Origin of the sequence: Deefgea rivuli DSM 18356, from assembly GCF_000620145.1 — a bacterium.
Lineage (GTDB): Bacteria > Pseudomonadota > Gammaproteobacteria > Burkholderiales > Chitinibacteraceae > Deefgea > Deefgea rivuli.
The window spans coordinates 15,743-31,087 of the sequence record NZ_KK211084.1 but is presented as its reverse complement, the minus strand read 5'-3'; the positions used below and the strand labels follow the sequence as shown (position 1 = coordinate 31,087).

Below are 15,345 nucleotides of genomic sequence, written 5' to 3'. Positions count from 1 at the left end.
AAGCCGACCATGGTTTCGCCTTTTTTCTTTGCGGTTTCTCTGCTCGTTATCCTGATTGTGAGCTGGTATCCATTTACCGGCTGGCGCTTCACGGGCGAGCCCGTGCTGTCGTTTTATACTTATCCACTACCGTATTACTTCACGCTATTTGATAACGCCATCAATATTTTGGCCTACATTCCGCTGGGGCTGAGCTTGGCTTTGCTTTGGCGTCGCTCGCGCTGGGCGCTGCTTTATGCCACGCTGCTTGGCTTATTGGTCTCGATGGGCGTTGAATTTGTGCAGCAATTTTTGCCTACGCGTATTGCATCGAATATGGATATTTTGAGCAATGCGTTTGGTGCTTTGCTTGGCGCAGTTGCGGGTATTGTGCTTAGTCATCGCGCTGTGCTACGGCGCTGGCAGCATTTTCGCCATGATTATCTCGCGCCAGGCGCCGTGGTGGAGTGGGGAGGGATTTGGCTTTTATTGTGGTTTACGACGCAATTTGATCCTAGCCTACCGTTTCTTGGTGTGGTGGTGGTGCCTCAGGGCTTGCCGCAGCCGTTTATTTCTCCGCTCAGTAATCCCGCTTTATTTTTAAGGTTGCTCGAAGGCGGCGGCATGATGTTGCATTTGATGGGCGTAGCGCTGTTTGTTTCGGTATTGGTGCGTTACAGCCGACAAATTCCTCGGGCTATTTTGGGCGTTTTATTTTGCGCGCTGATGATTAAAATGGGCTTTGCGGGCATGCTCTTGCAGCCGGGGCAGTTCTTTGCATGGTTGAATTTGAATGTTGTAATCGGCGGCGCAGTTGGCGGAATTTTGCTATGGATTTTATGGCAGCTTAATCGTCGCTTGAGGGCGTTGGCGGGATTTTTGGCCTTGTTTGCGGCGAGCATGGTCAGTTATTTATGGCCTTTGTCTGCTGAGTTGAATCCTAGGCTGTCGATTTTTAAGTGGAATTATGGGCATTTGCAGCATTTTAATGGCTTGTCGCATGCAATTGGCGATGTGTGGCCTTTGGGCGCGATGCTGTTTTTGTTTTATTTTATTGTCGTGCCGCCACAAGAGCAAAATTGGTAGTCAACTTAGGTTTGCTGATCATGGCTGGTATTTGACGTAGCAAGCGCTATTAAATTAAGGATTTGAGTTTATGGCATTACCTTTTCGTATCGGCCAAGGTTGGGATGTGCACCGTATGGTCTTGGAACGCCCATTAATATTGGGTGGTGTGCATATACCTTATGAGAAAGGTCTACTTGGTCATTCGGATGCCGATGCGCTATTGCATGCGATCACTGATGCGGTGCTCGGTGGGGCAGGTTTGGGTGATATTGGCCGGCACTTCCCTGATACTGCGCTGGAATTTAAAGGTGTAGATAGTCGAGTGCTGTTGCGAGAGGCGGTGCGCCGCGTTGCTGCTGCAGGTTGGATTGTCGGGAATGTGGATGCATCGATCTTGATTCAACAGCCGAAAATGGCGCCGCATATTCCGGCGATGGTCGCCAATATCGCGGCTGACTTAGGTGTTGATCCTACATGCGTGAATGTAAAAGCCAAAACGTATGAAAAGTTGGGTGCGGTGGGCGCGGGTGATGCGGTTGAAGCGCAAGCGGTGGCGTTACTTTTTCCGTTGTGAGCGATCAAACGAAGTGTTGGATTTTTTTGTTTTAAATGACGCTGGGCTTGATTGATTCTGGTTTACGCTGACGCGCTGTGTTAGCCTTGTTGAACGGATTATTGCGCCACGCAATAGCCTTTTTCAACATCACGGGAGATGAAGAATGCGTAAAAATTTATTAGGTTCATTGTTATTGGCAGCGGGCTTGATGCTAGGTCAAGTTGCACATGCTCAAGAAGCAGCGACTGATGAAGTTATCATGAGCGCGGCTGAATTCCAAAAAGAACAGGCTGCGGTGGTATCGATTGATCTGGCAACTCGGAGTGTGGTTTTGGCCATGCAAAACGGTCGCTTGCTTGAATTCAATCAGATTGATGCCGGTGTGACGGCATTAAATCAGTTAAAAGTGGGTGATCTAGTCAATGTTGCGGGTTCACAAGCGATTGTGTTGGCTCTGCAAAAAGGTGGCGCTGGCGTACGTAGCGTCGTGGAAACTTCGGGTCGTGATGTGACTGCGAATGGCGTAGGTACTGTGATTACCCGTACTGTTCGCAATGACATTGTGCGTGTAGATTTGAAAAAAGGCGAAGCACTTGTTCGCAATGTTCCCGGTGAGTTCATCACGATTTCTGTGCCAAATAAAGAGTTACTAGCGAGAGCGGCAGATGGTGATCAGCTCTTGGTGATTACTCGAGTTAAAGCGGTTGTTTGGGGCCAATAACTCCTTCAATCGTAGTAAAGCCAAAAGCCTGCCGCTGAGCAGGCTTTTTTTATTGCTCTGTATTTTGCTGCGGCAGCGACGGCGTAATCACTGGGCTATAAAGGCAGTCGTGCTGGTGTTTTCTATGTAGGATTGATCTTTAGGGGTATTGCCATGTGGAATATAAAAAATAATGTTTATGTAGCAATACTGGCATGGTGTATATCTGGCAATGGCTTTGCTGAAATTGTTGAGACAGTGACGTTGCGCCATCAGTTGGCCGATCAGGTGGTGCCGGTATTACAAGGCGCGTTTCCGCAAGCACGGATTCAAGCTTTTCATGGCACGCTGATTATTGCTGCACCGGATGAGGCTAGCTATGCACAGATTTTGGCTTTGCTACAGCGGTTGGATACGCCGATGCAAAATCTAGTGGTAACGGTGGAGCAGCGTAGCCTGCAGAAAGGCTCAAACGTTGGTGTGAGCACGCAAGGCGGTATTGCGGTCAGCAACCGAGGCGTGGGTTTTGGGATCACATTGAGGGGGCAGGATAGGCAATCGCAATCGACTGGCTTGAGTCGGCAAACATTGCGTATTTTGGAGGGGGCTGAGGGTCGAATTCATTTAGGGCAGCAGCGGTTTGTACCGCAAATTAGTTTTTGGTTTCGCCCTGGTTTCACCATTACGCATGTCGGTGGGCAGTGGCAAAGTGCGGGCACAGGGTTTTATGTTGCGCCACGTCGAATTGGCGAGAATGATATTGCATTGAGATTATTGCCGAGTCAGCGCGAATTCACACGCGGTGGCGGTACGCAAGGGCATGAGATTTATAGTGAAGTGCAAGGGCGGATCGGTGAGTGGCTGCCTGTCGGTGAAACGCAGCAAATGCAAAGCAGTCAGGAGCGCGGTCTGCTATCGGGCTTGAATGGTAATCAGACGCAAAGTTTTTCAGTTTGGGTGAAAGTTGACGTGCCCAATTAGGCGGTCGGTTTGACAGGACGTTTATTGCTTGTGCGGGCTTTTCCAGCACGAATTCGATCCCAGTATTGAGTTCTAAGCGCGAAATTTTCCGAGGGCTCTAGCCAGATAATCTTGTCTTTATCTTGTAAATTGCTGGGGTTTAAGGTGTTTGGCAGGCCTTGGCGGCGCGTTAACGCAGTGCTAATGCTCTTTTCCAGTGTGAAATTAATCCATTTTTCAGCCAAAGTTTTGTTTTTAGCCCCCACAGTAATTGCCCAGCAATCAAGCCAAGCCAGAGCGCCTTCTTTTGGAATGATGTAGCCAATATCGGCATCCAGCGATTGCAATTGCTTGAGCTGTTGATTGCCATAATTGGCAAACATCAGCGCGGCTTTATTTTTTAGGAAAGTGCGTACGCTTTCTTCTGGACTGGTGTAAAACAGCGGCGCTTGTTCGCGCAGTGCCAGTAATTTGGCAACGGTTTTATTCATTTGCTCGCGTGAGAGCTGAAATGGATTTTCGATATTGAGCGTGAGAGCCGTTAGGCTGAAATTATGATTGCTGCCATCGTAAAGGATGATTTTGCCTTTGTATTGTGGCAGCCACAGCGCATCCATTGAGGTGGGAGGCGATTTGAATTGCTTCTTATCGTAAATCAAACCCATTTCTGAATAAGTAAATGGAATTGCATATAGATTGCCATTTCGATTGATGCCTGGGATTTCATCGGTATCACGAAAGCGTGGGAGCTGATTTTTGGTGTTTGGAATTTGGTTTTTTTTCAGCACAGCGACTATATTTTGCCCGATATAGCGCTGTAACTCGGCGGTGTTGGCGGCAAAAATATCGTAGTTTTCACCGTGGTTTTTACTGAGTTTTTCCCATAGCTCGTCGTCGCTTTCAACGAAGCTAACTTCGACGCTCACATCGTGTTCACGCTCGAATTCAGCGACCCAATCGGGATCCGCATAACCATGCCAAGTTAAAATCCGTAACACTTCGCCCGCCCACAGCGGTGGGGCAAACATCATGGCGATGATCAAAAGTACACTGGCTCGGCTTATCACTTTCATGGCGGGCTTTTCGCAAAGGATTAGCTTTTATCATATAGGTAAAAATGTTAATAAATCAAATGCTTACTGGCTGTATTTCAGATTTATGACTGAATGCTTGGGTAACCATGCAGGCTGAGTTGGCCGTCGATGCAACTTAAATAACCACCTTGTCCTTCTTTCCAGTCCGGAATCACCCAGCGAACGCCGTTCTCATGCTGATGATGCGCTGGGCGATGGGTGTGGCCGTGAATTAGAATTTTCGCAGGGCTACGTTTTAATTCGGTTTCAATCGCCTGCCAGTTCACATCCATCACCGCGCGATCTTTCATTTTATTCGCGCTTTGTGATTTGGCGCGTAGCTTGTTGATTTGCTGGTCGCGAAATTTTTTGGGTAAATTTAACCAAATAAATTGCACAATTGGATTGTGCGCCACGCGGCGATAGCGCTGATAAGCCAGATCATCGGTGCAATACAAATCGCCATGCGCCAAGATAATCGCTTGGCCTTGCAAGGTGATGACACTCGGATCGGGCAAGACGGTGAGTTGTGCGGCGCGGGCAAAGCGTTTGCCGACCAGTAAATCGCGATTGCCGCCCATGAAATAAACGTTGACGCCGCTTTTTGCTACCGCAGCAATGCAGGCAACTTGTTCGGCATAAAACGGATCATCGAGCTGATCGTCACCAAACCAATATTCAAATAAATCACCCAAAATGTAGAGATTTTCTGCTTCTAAGGCGATGCTGGCCATAAATTGCTGATAGGCATTGACCGTAGTCGCATCGCTGGGCGAGAGATGAAGGTCGGAAATAAAAAGGCTGGGATGAGTCATAGATTTTATGTGTTTGCGCGTTAAGCTTGGCGTGACTGTGCAAGCGTGATGGCAGATTGAATCGCTGCGCGAGCTTGAGGGCTATTTTTCCAGCATGTTGAACCCAACATATCCGATGCCATCTCTACAATCTCGAGTGCGTTGGCTTGGCTCAGTTGGGTCAATGACGAAAAGCCGAGTTGCTCAAGACGGGTAATGACCGTAGATCCTACGCCCTTGATTGCCAGCAATAAGGCGTGCTCTTCTGCGGAAAATGGCATAGCGTTGTCTTTTTCGTGGGCATCACAATAAAAAAAGCGCAGCGAAAGCTGCGCTTTGGTGGGGATGATTAAGCGAGCACTTCCGCGCTTAAAATCACGACATCCGTTTTTGGTACATCTTGGTGAAAACCATTGCTGCCGGTTTTTACTTTTTCGATTTTATCCACAACATCTTGGCCTTCAACTACCGCGCCGAATACCGCATAGCCCCAGCCTTGCGATGTTTTGTTGCGATGGTTCAGGAAGTCATTGTCAGCCGCGTTGATAAAAAATTGCGATGAGGCTGAATGTGGCTCTGGCGTGCGCGCCATGGCGACAGTGTAAATGTCGTTTTTCAAGCCATTGTCGGCTTCGTTTTGGATTGTTGGGTGTTTGTCTTTCTTTTCTTTCATGCCTGGTTCAAAACCACCGCCTTGCACCATAAAACCATCGATTACACGGTGAAAAATCGTGCCATCGTAGTGCCCACCCGTCGCGTATTGCACGAAGTTAGCGACGCTAATTGGCGCTTTTTCGTCGTTCAATTCTAAAACGATGTCGCCCATGCTGGTTACGAGTTTTACTTTAGTCATGTCTGTTCCTTGGTCAGTAATTATTTTGATTTTGTCGTTGCTTTGCTGGCGCTGGCTTTTTCGGCTTTCGCAGGCAGTTCTTTGGCGCTGATCAAGACAATCGGCTCGGCAGGGGCGTCGCCCGGCAGGATGGTCACTTTGGCCATTTGATCAGCCGCTTCCATGCCGCTGATGACTTTACCAAACACGGTATAGCCGTAGCCGTCTTGGCCAGGGTAATCCAAAAAGCTGTTGTCTTTATAGTTGATGAAAAACTGGCTGGTCGCCGAGTGTGGCTGGCCAGTACGCGCCATGGCGATGGTGCCACGGTCATTTTTCAGACCTTTTTCGATGGCGATTTTCGCTTCGTTTTGGATTGAGGCCTTAGTTGGTTTTTGTTCCATTTGGGCGTTAAATCCGCCACCTTGGGTCATAAAACCTGGAATTACACGGTGAAAAATCGTGCCATCGTAATGTTTGCTTTTAACGTATTGCAAGAAATTAGCCACCGTGAGCGGGGCGGCTTCTGGGTACAATTCGACAACGATTTTGCCTTTGCTAGTCAATAGCTCGACTTGGGGATTGGCAGCCAGCGCCGCCAGACTAGAAAGAGCCAAAGTGGCTGCGACAAGGAAGCGTTTCATGGTTGTTCCTGCAAAAAAGGGTGAGTTAAGACAATCTGCTAATCATATCATGCGTGCAGTGTAGAATTGTCACCTTAAGGAGAACCAATGATGCTGAAATTACCTTCTTTTGATCAGTTTATTGCCGAGTTTGATACGGTATTACGTACTTTGGCCGCACCGGCCACCAGCGCTCGTCCGCATCCCGATGCGAAGCTGGACGAGGCTGAAATGAGCGACGCAGAAAAAACACACGCTGCCGGTTTAATGCGCGTGAATCATTGCGGCGAAGTCTGCGCGCAAGCGCTGTATCAAGGTCAGGCGTTGACGGCACGCGACCCCGCAGCGCGTGATGCTTTACGCCACGCGGCGCAAGAGGAAGTTGAGCATTTGGCGTGGACGCAGCGGCGTTTGGGCGAATTAGGCAGCCACCGCAGTGTATTTAATCCGTTGTGGTACGCGGGTTCATTTGTGATGGGCGTTACTGCTGGTGCGATTGGGGATAAATGGAATTTAGGCTTCTTGGCCGAAACAGAGCGCCAAGTGGCGGCGCATCTGCAAAGCCATTTGAGCCAATTGCCTGAGCAAGATGAAAAAAGCCGTGCCATTGTTGCGCAAATGGAAGTCGATGAAATGAGCCATGCTGAGCTGGCTGACAGTATGGGCGCCGCCACATTACCATTGCCCATACAGGCGGCGATGAAACTAAGCTCTAAAGTGATGACGGGTTTGAGTTATCGCTTCTAAGTTCGGTTTAGATTGATTTTAGTGGGTATATCGATAAGGCCATTTATATAAAATATCCACATCGACATACCCATGTTATCCGTTAAGTTCCGACTGAGTTCTTATAGCACGGCTTACTTGAACTTGGCGCTTGTATCGATATTGTAGAAAAAAATTGCGCCAAATCAGCATTGTGTGGATTGAGCTGCATGCCAAGGTAATAGTTGCGCTTTTTGCTGCAGTGCACGTTATAAAATAGTTCATCTTATTTACGTTAAATGCAGGCTTTAAATATGACTGGAATGTTAGCGCCTTCGGCTATCGTTGATTACATTGAGCACAGTGCAGTTGAGAAATCGGCACTGCCGTTTTCTCGCTTGGCGGTGATGGCCATGATCGGTGGGATGTTTATTTCTCTGGGTGGCTTGCTGGCAGTGGTGGTCGCAGGTGGCTCGCCAGAGCTGATGACGAGCAATCCAGGTTTGGGGAAATTTCTCTTTGGCGCGGTATTTCCCTTGGGTTTTATTGCGGTCGTGCTGACGGGCGTGGATCTGTTTACCAGTAATTGCGCGACGCAAATGGTGCCTTGGCAACGCAAACAACTGTCTAGCGCTGATGTCGGGCGTGTTTGGCTGCTCTCGTATTCAGGCAATTTTATCGGCGCAGTGTTTACCGCGTGGGCGTTCGCTTATATGACGGGTATTTTTAAGCCCAATGATCCGGCAACGCTGTATTTATTATCGGTGGCGCATCACAAGTTAGAAAATCCGTTTCTGATGACTTTTTTCAAAGGGATTTTAGCGAACATCCTTGTCTGTGTTGCGGCATGGCAAGCGTATTCGGCGAAAGATACTTTGGGCAAAATGATGGGGATTTGGTTGCCCGTGATGGCGTTCGTCGCGCTGGGTATGGAGCATAGTATTGCGAATATGTTTTTTATCCCTGCGGCGATGCTGTTGGGCTTGGATGCAAGCTGGGGTGATTTCTTGTTGAATAATCTATTGCCCGCCACTCTGGGCAATATTGTCGGCGGCGCTCTATTTATCGGCTTGCCCTATGCGTGGATTTTTCATCAGCAAAAAATCAGCGAACTCACGCACGATTAAGTTGTAATCTCAGATATAAAAAACGGCGAGCATTGCGGCTCGCCGTTTTTGTTTCTGCCTAAATAATATCTAACGATTTAATCGGCTTCTTTCACTTCAAAGTCATGCGTAATCGGTACGACTTGCCCCAGCATGATAGACGCAGAGCAATATTTTTCTGCCGAAAGCTTAATCGCACGCTCAACAGCTTCTGCTTTGAGGGTACGGCCGGTCACAATGAAGTGCAGATGGATTTTGGTGAATACTTTGGGATCAGTATCCGCGCGATCCGCATCGACCTCAACCACGCAGTCGCGCACGTCCGCACGGCCTTTCTTTAGAATATGGATCACATCATAGGTTGAGCAGCCCGCCATGCCCATTAAGAGCATTTCCATTGGACGTGGGCCTAGGTTGCGGCCACCGCCTTCGGGCGGGCCGTCCATCAAAACGGCATGACCCGATTCGGATTGCGCCAAGAAACTGACCTCTTCGACCCATTTCACTCGTACTTTCATTTGACTGTCCTTGCTGGCGCGATATTGATTGGAGAATAGATAAAACTATTTTAACGGGGAATTGCAGTGGCGGCGAATTTGTAAGTCAATCTGTACGCGCCAAAAGCGTGCTGCCACTTGTCGCGCTGCACCAAAGTAGGTTGCCTTACACATAGTTGTCTGTGATAATCGGAGGTGACATTGGGCTTGCTCAATGTCGTCTCCTCCATCCTCCATTAATTTGGTGGAATTTCGCGCAATCCTGGTTCGCCTCGATTGCGTTTTTTTTGTCTCGGATACGGTCAATTTGCAAATGCATTTGACAGAGTGGCATTTGACCCGCTACAATCCGCGACTTTCTCAAATTCAAAAACGTGGACTAGCAGTCATGAAAACCTTTTCTGCCAAGCCGCACGAGGTGAAGCGCGAGTGGTTCGTTGTGGACGCCACAGACTTAGTGCTGGGCCGTCTCGCTGCCGAGATCGCCAAACGCCTGCGTGGCAAACATAAAGCTGAATACACTCCGCACGTCGATACCGGCGACTACATCGTTGTGGTAAACGCAGATAAGATCCGCGTTACTGGCGATAAAGCAACGGCAAAGATCTATTACCGTCACACTGGTCACCCAGGCGGTATTTACGAGCGTACCTTCACTGAAATGCAAACTAAATTTCCTGGCCGCGCGTTGGAATTTGCTGTTAAAGGCATGTTACCAAAAGGCCCATTGGGCTACGCAATGATCAAGAAAATGAAAGTTTATGCCGGTGGCGATCATCCGCACACTGCGCAAGAACCTAAAACTCTTGCTCTCTAAGCGATCGCAAAACTTAAAGGAATTGCATCATGGTAGGTAAATACAATTATGGTACTGGCCGTCGCAAGAGCTCTGTAGCTCGTGTGTTCTTGGCAAAAGGTACTGGCCAGATCATCGTTAACGGCAAGGCATTAGACCAATACTTTGCTCGTGAAACTGGCCGTATGATCGTTCGTCAACCACTCGTGTTGACTAGCAACTTAGACGCTTTCGACATCATGGTAAATGTTGTTGGTGGCGGCGAATCAGGCCAAGCTGGCGCGGTTCGTCACGGTATCACTCGTGCTTTGATCCAGTATGATGCAGCGTTGAAACCAACGTTGAAAGCAGCTGGTCTGGTTACTCGTGACGCTCGTGAAGTTGAACGTAAGAAAGTCGGTCTACGCGGCGCACGTCGTCGTAAACAATTCTCTAAACGTTAATTCGTTTACAGATTGTTTGGATCAAAGAGCCATCCTTCGGGGTGGCTTTTTTACGTCTATTCAAAGGGTATTTCACGCTAAGTCTTTTCAATCAAGGCTTGCATTGAAATACACACTACTCGTATGTCAAGCTCGACTCATACTTTACGTTGAATGCAACGTTTGCAAGCTCACACTTTGTCAGCATTTTGCTTTATTATCGCTTTGACCATTTGAACAGGATAAAGAGCATGATTAAGGTTGGGATTGTTGGCGGTACTGGATACACTGGGGTTGAATTATTGCGCCTATTGTCGCGCCATCCCGATGTTGAACTGAAAGCCGTGACTTCGCGTAAAGAAGCCGGCATGAAAGTGTCTGAAATGTTCCCTAGTCTGCGTGGTCATGTTGATATTGCGTTCTCAACGCCGGAAGACGCCAAGCTCACCGAATGCGATGTCGTATTTTTTGCAACGCCGCACGGCGTGGCGATGGCGCAAGCGCGCGAACTGCTCGACGCTGGCGTCAAAGTTATCGATTTGGCTGCTGATTTCCGCCTGAAAGATCCTGCTGAATTTACGCAGTGGTACGCAATGGAGCATAGCTGTACCGATTTGCTGGCTGAGGCGGTGTATGGTTTGCCGGAAGTGAATCGTGAAGCAATCCAAAAAGCACGTTTGATTGGTATGGCAGGTTGCTATCCAACTTCAGTTCAGCTCGGCTTATTGCCATTGATTGAGAATGGCCTGCAACTGATTGAAACGACGGGCATCATTGCCGATTGCAAATCGGGTGTTTCCGGTGCGGGGCGTAAAGCCGAAGTCGGTACTTTGTTTGCCGAAAGTGCGGATAATTTCAAAGCGTATGCGGTGAAAGGTCATCGCCATTCGCCAGAAATCATGCAAGGTCTGTCGGCGATTCACGGCGCGCCGGTGCAACTCACGTTTGTGCCGCATTTAACGCCAATGATACGCGGGATTCACTCAACGATTTATGCGCGCTTAACCGATGCGGGTAAAGCCGCTGATGTGCAAAAATTGTTTGAAGATCGCTTTGCTGGTGAGCCATTTGTGGATGTGATGCCTGCTGGTTCTTGCCCAGAAACGCGCTCGGTGCGCGGCAGCAATACAGCACGGATGGCGGTGCATCGCCCAGGTAATGGTGATTTGCTGGTGATTTTGGTCGTTGAAGACAATTTGGTTAAAGGCGCTTCGGGCCAATCGGTGCAAGTGATGAACTTGATGTTCGGCTTGCCAGAGCAACATGGCCTCGATGTTGTGCCTTTACTGCCTTAATCAATGCCAATCAAACGTCTCTATCGTTTGCAAAGGGCGCGGCTCACCGCCACGCCCTTGGCACTGCGCCCGCAGCTTGGCCTGAAAGCTAGACTATTTCGTTATGTATTGCTAATCGGGGTATTGCTCTGTGCCGCTTATGCAGGAATGCGTTACGGGCAATACCAGCAAGAAGTCGTGTTGGCACAGCGCTCGCAGCAAAGCCAGAGTCAGATGCAAACTAGTCAGCAACAAATCGATGCTTTGCAAAAAGAAAAAACCTTGTTGTCGCAGCAGCTCACCGTCGTCGGCGCTGAGCGCGATGCGCTCAAAGGTGATTTGACGACCTTGCAGCAAGATACTGCGGCGACGCGCGAAACTTTATCGTTTTTTGAATCTTTATTGCAAAGCAATGATCGTAGCCGTTCGGCGAATTTTGTCGCCTGTGATTTGCAAAGTTTGACACCTGATCGCGTAGCGTATCGCCTGCTCTTGGTGCAAGGAACGGATAAAACCACGGAATTATCAGGGCGTATGTTGCTGAGTTTGCAGTTTATGGTCGCGGGCAAAAAACAGAGTTTGGCTTTGGGCAATGACTCCGCAGCAATTAGTGTGAAGCATTATCACCGCGCCGCAGGCGAATTTAAATTACCCGAAAATGCCGTTGGTCCAATGTGGTTAGAAGCGCGCTTTGTCGAGCCACAAGGTAGTAAAGTCATCGCCAGTTGCCAGAAAAAAATCTAAGAGGGGACGTACTCAATGTTTAATAAGAAAAAAGGCAGTACCAAGATTGATAGTCTGATTGGTCAAGGCACGACCGTCACCGGCAATGTGAAATTTGCCGGTGGCTTGCGCGTTGACGGCGTGATTATTGGCGATGTGAGTATGGCTGATGATAAAACGGGCACTTTGGTCGTGAGTGAGAAGGCGCGCATTGAAGGCAAAGTTGCGTGTTCACATTTGATTTTGAATGGCGAAATTCGTGGTCCGATTGAAGTCAGCCATTATGTGGAGCTGCAAGGCAAGTCGCGGATTGTCGGTGATTTGGCGTACAAAACCTTGGAAATGCACCCTGGCGCGATCATTGAAGGCCATTTAGTGCACGTGCTTAACGGTAAGCGTGAGGAAGTCGCTGCAGCCGACGTTCCCCGCGTCGATCCCAAGGCCGCGCAGTGATTGACCCCGCTTGATGGTAGGCGGATAATAAACCCTATCAATTTAGTCAACTATTATTTGCGGAGCTGCTATGAGCACTGAAACTGAGATGCCACTACCTTTTGTCTTTTCTGATAATGCCGCGAGCAAGGTCAACGAATTGATTCTGGAAGAAGGCAACCCTGATCTAAAACTGCGTGTGTTCGTGACAGGCGGCGGTTGCTCGGGTTTTCAATACGGCTTCACCTTTGATGAAATCATCAATGAAGACGATACCCCTATCACCAAAAACGGCGTGACTTTGCTGGTTGATCCAATGAGCTACCAATATTTGGTCGGCGCAGAAATCGATTACGTAGAAAGCCTAGAAGGCTCGCAATTCACGATCAAAAACCCAAATGCACAATCAACGTGCGGCTGTGGTTCATCGTTCTCGGTGTAATTTCACCTTGAATCGATAGAAAAAGAGGCGAAAGCCTCTTTTTTTTCGCCTGCTGAATTGTGATTGTCAGTGGATGAATAGAATGTCACATTTATTGCTTTAGGTATATGGCTGTAGCCATTGCTTAACAAGTTCTAGATTGATATACCTAGCTTGGTACTTAGTAAAGCTTTCGTAATTTTGACGCTGGCTTAATAATGGGAGATTACTTTGTGGAGTGGCATCATGTTTGAATCAGCAGAGCTAGGGCATAAGATTGATAAAGCGGCGTATCAGACTTTTGAAACTGAATTGCGGCAGAGTTTATTGTCGATTCAATATGATTTGCTACAGCGTGGTGTATCGCCTGTCGTCATTTTGCTCGGTGGTGTGCCCACCGCAGGCAAGGGCGAAACAGCGAATTTATTGCTCGAATGGCTAGATCCTCGGCATATCGCGACGCACGCATTTGCCGAGCCAACCGATGAAGAGGCCGCTCGGCCACCGTTTTGGCGCTATTGGCGTGTGTTGCCGCCGAAAGGCAAGATGGCAATCCTATTTGGCGGCTGGTATAGCGGCCCGATGTGGGATCAAATGCAAGATCAGGACAATCCGGTGGCGTATGAGCGTGAATTGGCCAAGATTGTGCGCTTGGAAAAAATGCTGGCCGATGAGGGCGTGTTGGTCTTGAAATTCTGGCTGCATTTGCCCAAAGATCAGCTGAAGAAAAATATCAAGAAACTCAGCGCCGATCCGCTTACCGCGTGGCGAATTGAGAAATCAGATGAATGGTTCCTCAAAAATTACGATCAAATGATAGAGCGTTATCGCGATTTATTGCTGCGAACCAATTTGGCCGATGCGCCATGGCGAGTGATTGAAGGCTCGAATGCCAATTACCGGAATATCTCGGTGGGTCGCCAAATTGAAGAGGCGATTCGCCATCATTTAGAACGCGCTTCAGTAAAGCAAAATCGAGTCGATGCTGCGCCGTTGGTGCCCTCGATTGATGGCGTGCGTTTGCTGGATAAATTGCCACTCGATCACGATTTAAGCAAAGAAGAATACAAAATACGGTTGGAAGAATTACAAGGCCGTTTGAATGGCCTGACGCGGCATCCGAAGTTTAAAAATCATTCGGTGGTGTGTGTGTTTGAAGGGATGGACGCGGCGGGCAAGGGCGGCGCGATCAGGCGGATTACGGCGGCGCTGGATGCACGGCAGTACCGCACGATCCCGATTGCCGCACCGACGGAAGAAGAGCGCGCTCAGCCTTATTTGTGGCGCTTCTGGCGGCATTTGCCACCGCATGGGCAGATCACACTGTTTGATCGCTCATGGTATGGCCGCGTGCTGGTGGAGCGCGTTGAGGGTTTTGCCAGCCGCGCGGATTGGATGCGTGCGTATGGTGAGATTAACGATTTTGAAGCGCAAATCGGCATGGCCAATGTGATTGTCGTGAAATTCTGGTTGGCGATCAGTAATGAAGAGCAACTCAAGCGCTTTAAAGGCCGTGAAGCGATTGAATACAAGCGCTTTAAGATTACCGACGAAGATTGGCGCAATCGCGAGAAATGGGATGAATACATCACCGCCGGTAGCGATTTGATTGAACGCACCAGTACACCTGCATCGCCGTGGCATTTGATTGGCGCGAACAATAAATATTATGCGCGCTTGGAAGTTTTGCGCCGCTTGTGCGAGCAAATTGAAGCCGCGCTGGATGTAAACGTAAAAGAGAAAAAATAATGAGGATGCCCTTACCTGATGCCGCATTAGCACAGTTATTTTCCAGCGCACGAACACATCATCATTGGTTGCCGCAAGCCGTGCCCGATGAATTACTGCTCAATTTGTACGAGCAACTGAAATACGGCCCGACTTCGGCGAATGCTTGCCCCGCGCGCTTTGTGTTTGTGAAATCAGCGCAAGCCAAAGCGCGCTTGCTGCCGTGTTTATCGGCTAGCAATATCGAGCAAACGATGGCGGCGCCAGTGACGGTGATTGTGGCGCATGACTTAGCTTTTTTTGACGCGCTGCCTGAGCTGTATCCCCGTGCCGATGCGCGCAGTTGGTTTGCGAATGCCAGCGCTGAAAAGATCGAACGCACCGCTTTGCAAAGCGCCACGCTACAGGCTGCATATTTAATCATCGCGGCGCGCGGCTTGGGTTTGGATTGTGGGCCGATGGGTGGATTTAATCCGACCTTGGTCGATGCTGAGTTTTTTAAGGGCAGCACTTGGAAAAGCAATCTGCTCATCAATTTAGGTTATGGCGATGCACAGCAATTGCTACCGCGCGACCCTCGATTTCCCTTTGCTGACGTATGCCGGATAGAATAGCAAGTGTCCCAGTACACATGGGCTGTTAGCGTCGATTTCTCA

Annotated in this window: 20 protein-coding genes; 14 read left to right on the top strand and 6 right to left on the bottom strand. The window is 48.9% G+C overall.

Going from position 1 to position 15,345, the window contains the following annotated elements:
* Positions 1-9 precede the first annotated feature (9 nt).
* From Q320_RS0117090 to Q320_RS0117075, 4 genes are all read left to right on the top strand, one after another.
* Positions 10-1,065 (top strand): VanZ family protein, encoded by a 1,056-nt coding sequence (locus tag Q320_RS0117090; RefSeq protein WP_035854191.1) that lies wholly within the window; start codon positions 10-12, stop codon positions 1,063-1,065.
* A 70-nt stretch (positions 1,066-1,135) separates the two neighbouring features.
* A complete protein-coding gene (gene ispF, locus Q320_RS0117085; protein WP_027470007.1) occupies positions 1,136-1,621 on the top strand; it encodes a 2-C-methyl-D-erythritol 2,4-cyclodiphosphate synthase in 486 nt (161 codons plus the stop codon).
* Between the two features lie 145 nt (positions 1,622-1,766).
* Positions 1,767-2,324, top strand: a complete 558-nt coding sequence (locus Q320_RS21100; protein ID WP_027470006.1) for a hypothetical protein — start codon at positions 1,767-1,769, stop codon at positions 2,322-2,324.
* A gap of 153 nt (positions 2,325-2,477) precedes the next feature.
* A complete protein-coding gene (locus tag Q320_RS0117075) occupies positions 2,478-3,284 on the top strand; it encodes a hypothetical protein (protein ID WP_027470005.1) in 807 nt (268 codons plus the stop codon).
* Here Q320_RS0117075 and Q320_RS20395 read toward each other — a convergent pair.
* The 5 genes from Q320_RS20395 to Q320_RS0117050 form a co-directional block, all read right to left on the bottom strand.
* On the bottom strand, positions 3,281-4,294 hold the full coding sequence (locus Q320_RS20395) for an extracellular solute-binding protein (RefSeq protein ID WP_211251255.1): 1,014 nt from the start codon (positions 4,292-4,294) through the stop codon (positions 3,281-3,283). The two genes, Q320_RS0117075 and Q320_RS20395, sit on opposite strands and share 4 nt — an antisense overlap.
* A gap of 125 nt (positions 4,295-4,419) precedes the next feature.
* The gene (locus Q320_RS20390) at positions 4,420-5,151 is read right to left on the bottom strand and encodes a UDP-2,3-diacylglucosamine diphosphatase (RefSeq protein ID WP_035854188.1); all 732 of its coding nucleotides are present in this window, start codon (positions 5,149-5,151) and stop codon (positions 4,420-4,422) included.
* Positions 5,152-5,171: 20 nt separating this feature from the next.
* Positions 5,172-5,411, bottom strand: coding sequence for a Pathogenicity locus (locus Q320_RS0117060; RefSeq protein WP_027470004.1), 240 nt, complete (start codon positions 5,409-5,411; stop codon positions 5,172-5,174).
* A gap of 68 nt (positions 5,412-5,479) precedes the next feature.
* Positions 5,480-5,983, bottom strand: a complete 504-nt coding sequence (locus Q320_RS0117055) for a peptidylprolyl isomerase (protein ID WP_027470003.1) — start codon at positions 5,981-5,983, stop codon at positions 5,480-5,482.
* Between the two features lie 20 nt (positions 5,984-6,003).
* Entirely contained in the window at positions 6,004-6,606 is a 603-nt protein-coding gene (locus tag Q320_RS0117050; RefSeq protein ID WP_027470002.1) for a peptidylprolyl isomerase, read from the bottom strand.
* 90 nt (positions 6,607-6,696) lie between these two features.
* Between Q320_RS0117050 and coq7 the strand changes: the two genes are divergently transcribed.
* Together coq7 and Q320_RS0117040 are read left to right on the top strand one after the other, a co-directional pair.
* Positions 6,697-7,332: a 2-polyprenyl-3-methyl-6-methoxy-1,4-benzoquinone monooxygenase gene (gene coq7, locus Q320_RS0117045; protein WP_027470001.1), complete on the top strand. Its 636-nt coding sequence runs from the start codon at positions 6,697-6,699 to the stop codon at positions 7,330-7,332.
* Between the two features lie 272 nt (positions 7,333-7,604).
* A complete protein-coding gene (locus tag Q320_RS0117040) occupies positions 7,605-8,417 on the top strand; it encodes a formate/nitrite transporter family protein (RefSeq protein WP_211251254.1) in 813 nt (270 codons plus the stop codon).
* 77 nt (positions 8,418-8,494) lie between these two features.
* Here the strand turns inward: Q320_RS0117040 and Q320_RS0117035 are convergent, their stop codons facing one another.
* Complete coding sequence (locus Q320_RS0117035; protein WP_027469999.1) at positions 8,495-8,914, bottom strand: OsmC family protein; 420 nt, start codon at positions 8,912-8,914, stop codon at positions 8,495-8,497.
* 367 nt (positions 8,915-9,281) lie between these two features.
* Between Q320_RS0117035 and rplM the strand changes: the two genes are divergently transcribed.
* From rplM to Q320_RS0116995, 8 genes are all read left to right on the top strand, one after another.
* On the top strand, positions 9,282-9,710 hold the full coding sequence (rplM, locus tag Q320_RS0117030; protein WP_027469998.1) for a 50S ribosomal protein L13: 429 nt from the start codon (positions 9,282-9,284) through the stop codon (positions 9,708-9,710).
* Positions 9,711-9,739: 29 nt separating this feature from the next.
* Complete coding sequence (rpsI, locus tag Q320_RS0117025) at positions 9,740-10,132, top strand: 30S ribosomal protein S9 (RefSeq protein WP_027469997.1); 393 nt, start codon at positions 9,740-9,742, stop codon at positions 10,130-10,132.
* 221 nt (positions 10,133-10,353) lie between these two features.
* Positions 10,354-11,406, top strand: a complete 1,053-nt coding sequence (gene argC / locus Q320_RS0117020) for an N-acetyl-gamma-glutamyl-phosphate reductase (protein ID WP_245591043.1) — start codon at positions 10,354-10,356, stop codon at positions 11,404-11,406.
* 3 nt (positions 11,407-11,409) lie between these two features.
* Positions 11,410-12,129, top strand: coding sequence for a DUF6776 family protein (locus Q320_RS0117015; RefSeq protein ID WP_027469995.1), 720 nt, complete (start codon positions 11,410-11,412; stop codon positions 12,127-12,129).
* A gap of 15 nt (positions 12,130-12,144) precedes the next feature.
* Positions 12,145-12,561, top strand: coding sequence for a bactofilin family protein (locus Q320_RS0117010; RefSeq protein ID WP_027469994.1), 417 nt, complete (start codon positions 12,145-12,147; stop codon positions 12,559-12,561).
* Positions 12,562-12,649: 88 nt separating this feature from the next.
* On the top strand, positions 12,650-12,982 hold the full coding sequence (erpA, locus tag Q320_RS0117005) for an iron-sulfur cluster insertion protein ErpA (protein WP_373277237.1): 333 nt from the start codon (positions 12,650-12,652) through the stop codon (positions 12,980-12,982).
* A gap of 225 nt (positions 12,983-13,207) precedes the next feature.
* A complete protein-coding gene (gene pap, locus Q320_RS0117000; RefSeq protein WP_027469992.1) occupies positions 13,208-14,710 on the top strand; it encodes a polyphosphate:AMP phosphotransferase in 1,503 nt (500 codons plus the stop codon).
* Complete coding sequence (locus tag Q320_RS0116995) at positions 14,710-15,303, top strand: malonic semialdehyde reductase (protein ID WP_035854186.1); 594 nt, start codon at positions 14,710-14,712, stop codon at positions 15,301-15,303. The genes pap and Q320_RS0116995 overlap by 1 nt, the downstream gene beginning before the upstream one ends.
* The last annotated feature ends 42 nt before the right edge of the window (positions 15,304-15,345 follow it).

Excerpts from the sequence above, each read along its gene's own strand:
- Q320_RS0117090 (WP_035854191.1), top strand. The coding sequence starts at position 10 with ATGGTTTCGCCTTTTTTCTTTGCGGTTTCTCTGCTCGTTATCCTGATT.
- ispF (WP_027470007.1), top strand. The coding sequence starts at position 1,136 with ATGGCATTACCTTTTCGTATCGGCCAAGGTTGGGATGTGCACCGTATG.
- Q320_RS21100 (WP_027470006.1), top strand. The coding sequence starts at position 1,767 with ATGCGTAAAAATTTATTAGGTTCATTGTTATTGGCAGCGGGCTTGATG.
- Q320_RS0117075 (WP_027470005.1), top strand. The coding sequence starts at position 2,478 with ATGTGGAATATAAAAAATAATGTTTATGTAGCAATACTGGCATGGTGT.
- Q320_RS20395 (WP_211251255.1), bottom strand. The coding sequence starts at position 4,294 with ATGATGTTTGCCCCACCGCTGTGGGCGGGCGAAGTGTTACGGATTTTA.
- Q320_RS20390 (WP_035854188.1), bottom strand. The coding sequence starts at position 5,151 with ATGACTCATCCCAGCCTTTTTATTTCCGACCTTCATCTCTCGCCCAGC.
- Q320_RS0117060 (WP_027470004.1), bottom strand. The coding sequence starts at position 5,411 with ATGCCATTTTCCGCAGAAGAGCACGCCTTATTGCTGGCAATCAAGGGC.
- Q320_RS0117055 (WP_027470003.1), bottom strand. The coding sequence starts at position 5,983 with ATGACTAAAGTAAAACTCGTAACCAGCATGGGCGACATCGTTTTAGAA.
- Q320_RS0117050 (WP_027470002.1), bottom strand. The coding sequence starts at position 6,606 with ATGAAACGCTTCCTTGTCGCAGCCACTTTGGCTCTTTCTAGTCTGGCG.
- coq7 (WP_027470001.1), top strand. The coding sequence starts at position 6,697 with ATGCTGAAATTACCTTCTTTTGATCAGTTTATTGCCGAGTTTGATACG.
- Q320_RS0117040 (WP_211251254.1), top strand. The coding sequence starts at position 7,605 with ATGACTGGAATGTTAGCGCCTTCGGCTATCGTTGATTACATTGAGCAC.
- Q320_RS0117035 (WP_027469999.1), bottom strand. The coding sequence starts at position 8,914 with ATGAAAGTACGAGTGAAATGGGTCGAAGAGGTCAGTTTCTTGGCGCAA.
- rplM (WP_027469998.1), top strand. The coding sequence starts at position 9,282 with ATGAAAACCTTTTCTGCCAAGCCGCACGAGGTGAAGCGCGAGTGGTTC.
- rpsI (WP_027469997.1), top strand. The coding sequence starts at position 9,740 with ATGGTAGGTAAATACAATTATGGTACTGGCCGTCGCAAGAGCTCTGTA.
- Q320_RS0117015 (WP_027469995.1), top strand. The coding sequence starts at position 11,410 with ATGCCAATCAAACGTCTCTATCGTTTGCAAAGGGCGCGGCTCACCGCC.
- Q320_RS0117010 (WP_027469994.1), top strand. The coding sequence starts at position 12,145 with ATGTTTAATAAGAAAAAAGGCAGTACCAAGATTGATAGTCTGATTGGT.
- erpA (WP_373277237.1), top strand. The coding sequence starts at position 12,650 with ATGCCACTACCTTTTGTCTTTTCTGATAATGCCGCGAGCAAGGTCAAC.
- pap (WP_027469992.1), top strand. The coding sequence starts at position 13,208 with ATGTTTGAATCAGCAGAGCTAGGGCATAAGATTGATAAAGCGGCGTAT.
- Q320_RS0116995 (WP_035854186.1), top strand. The coding sequence starts at position 14,710 with ATGAGGATGCCCTTACCTGATGCCGCATTAGCACAGTTATTTTCCAGC.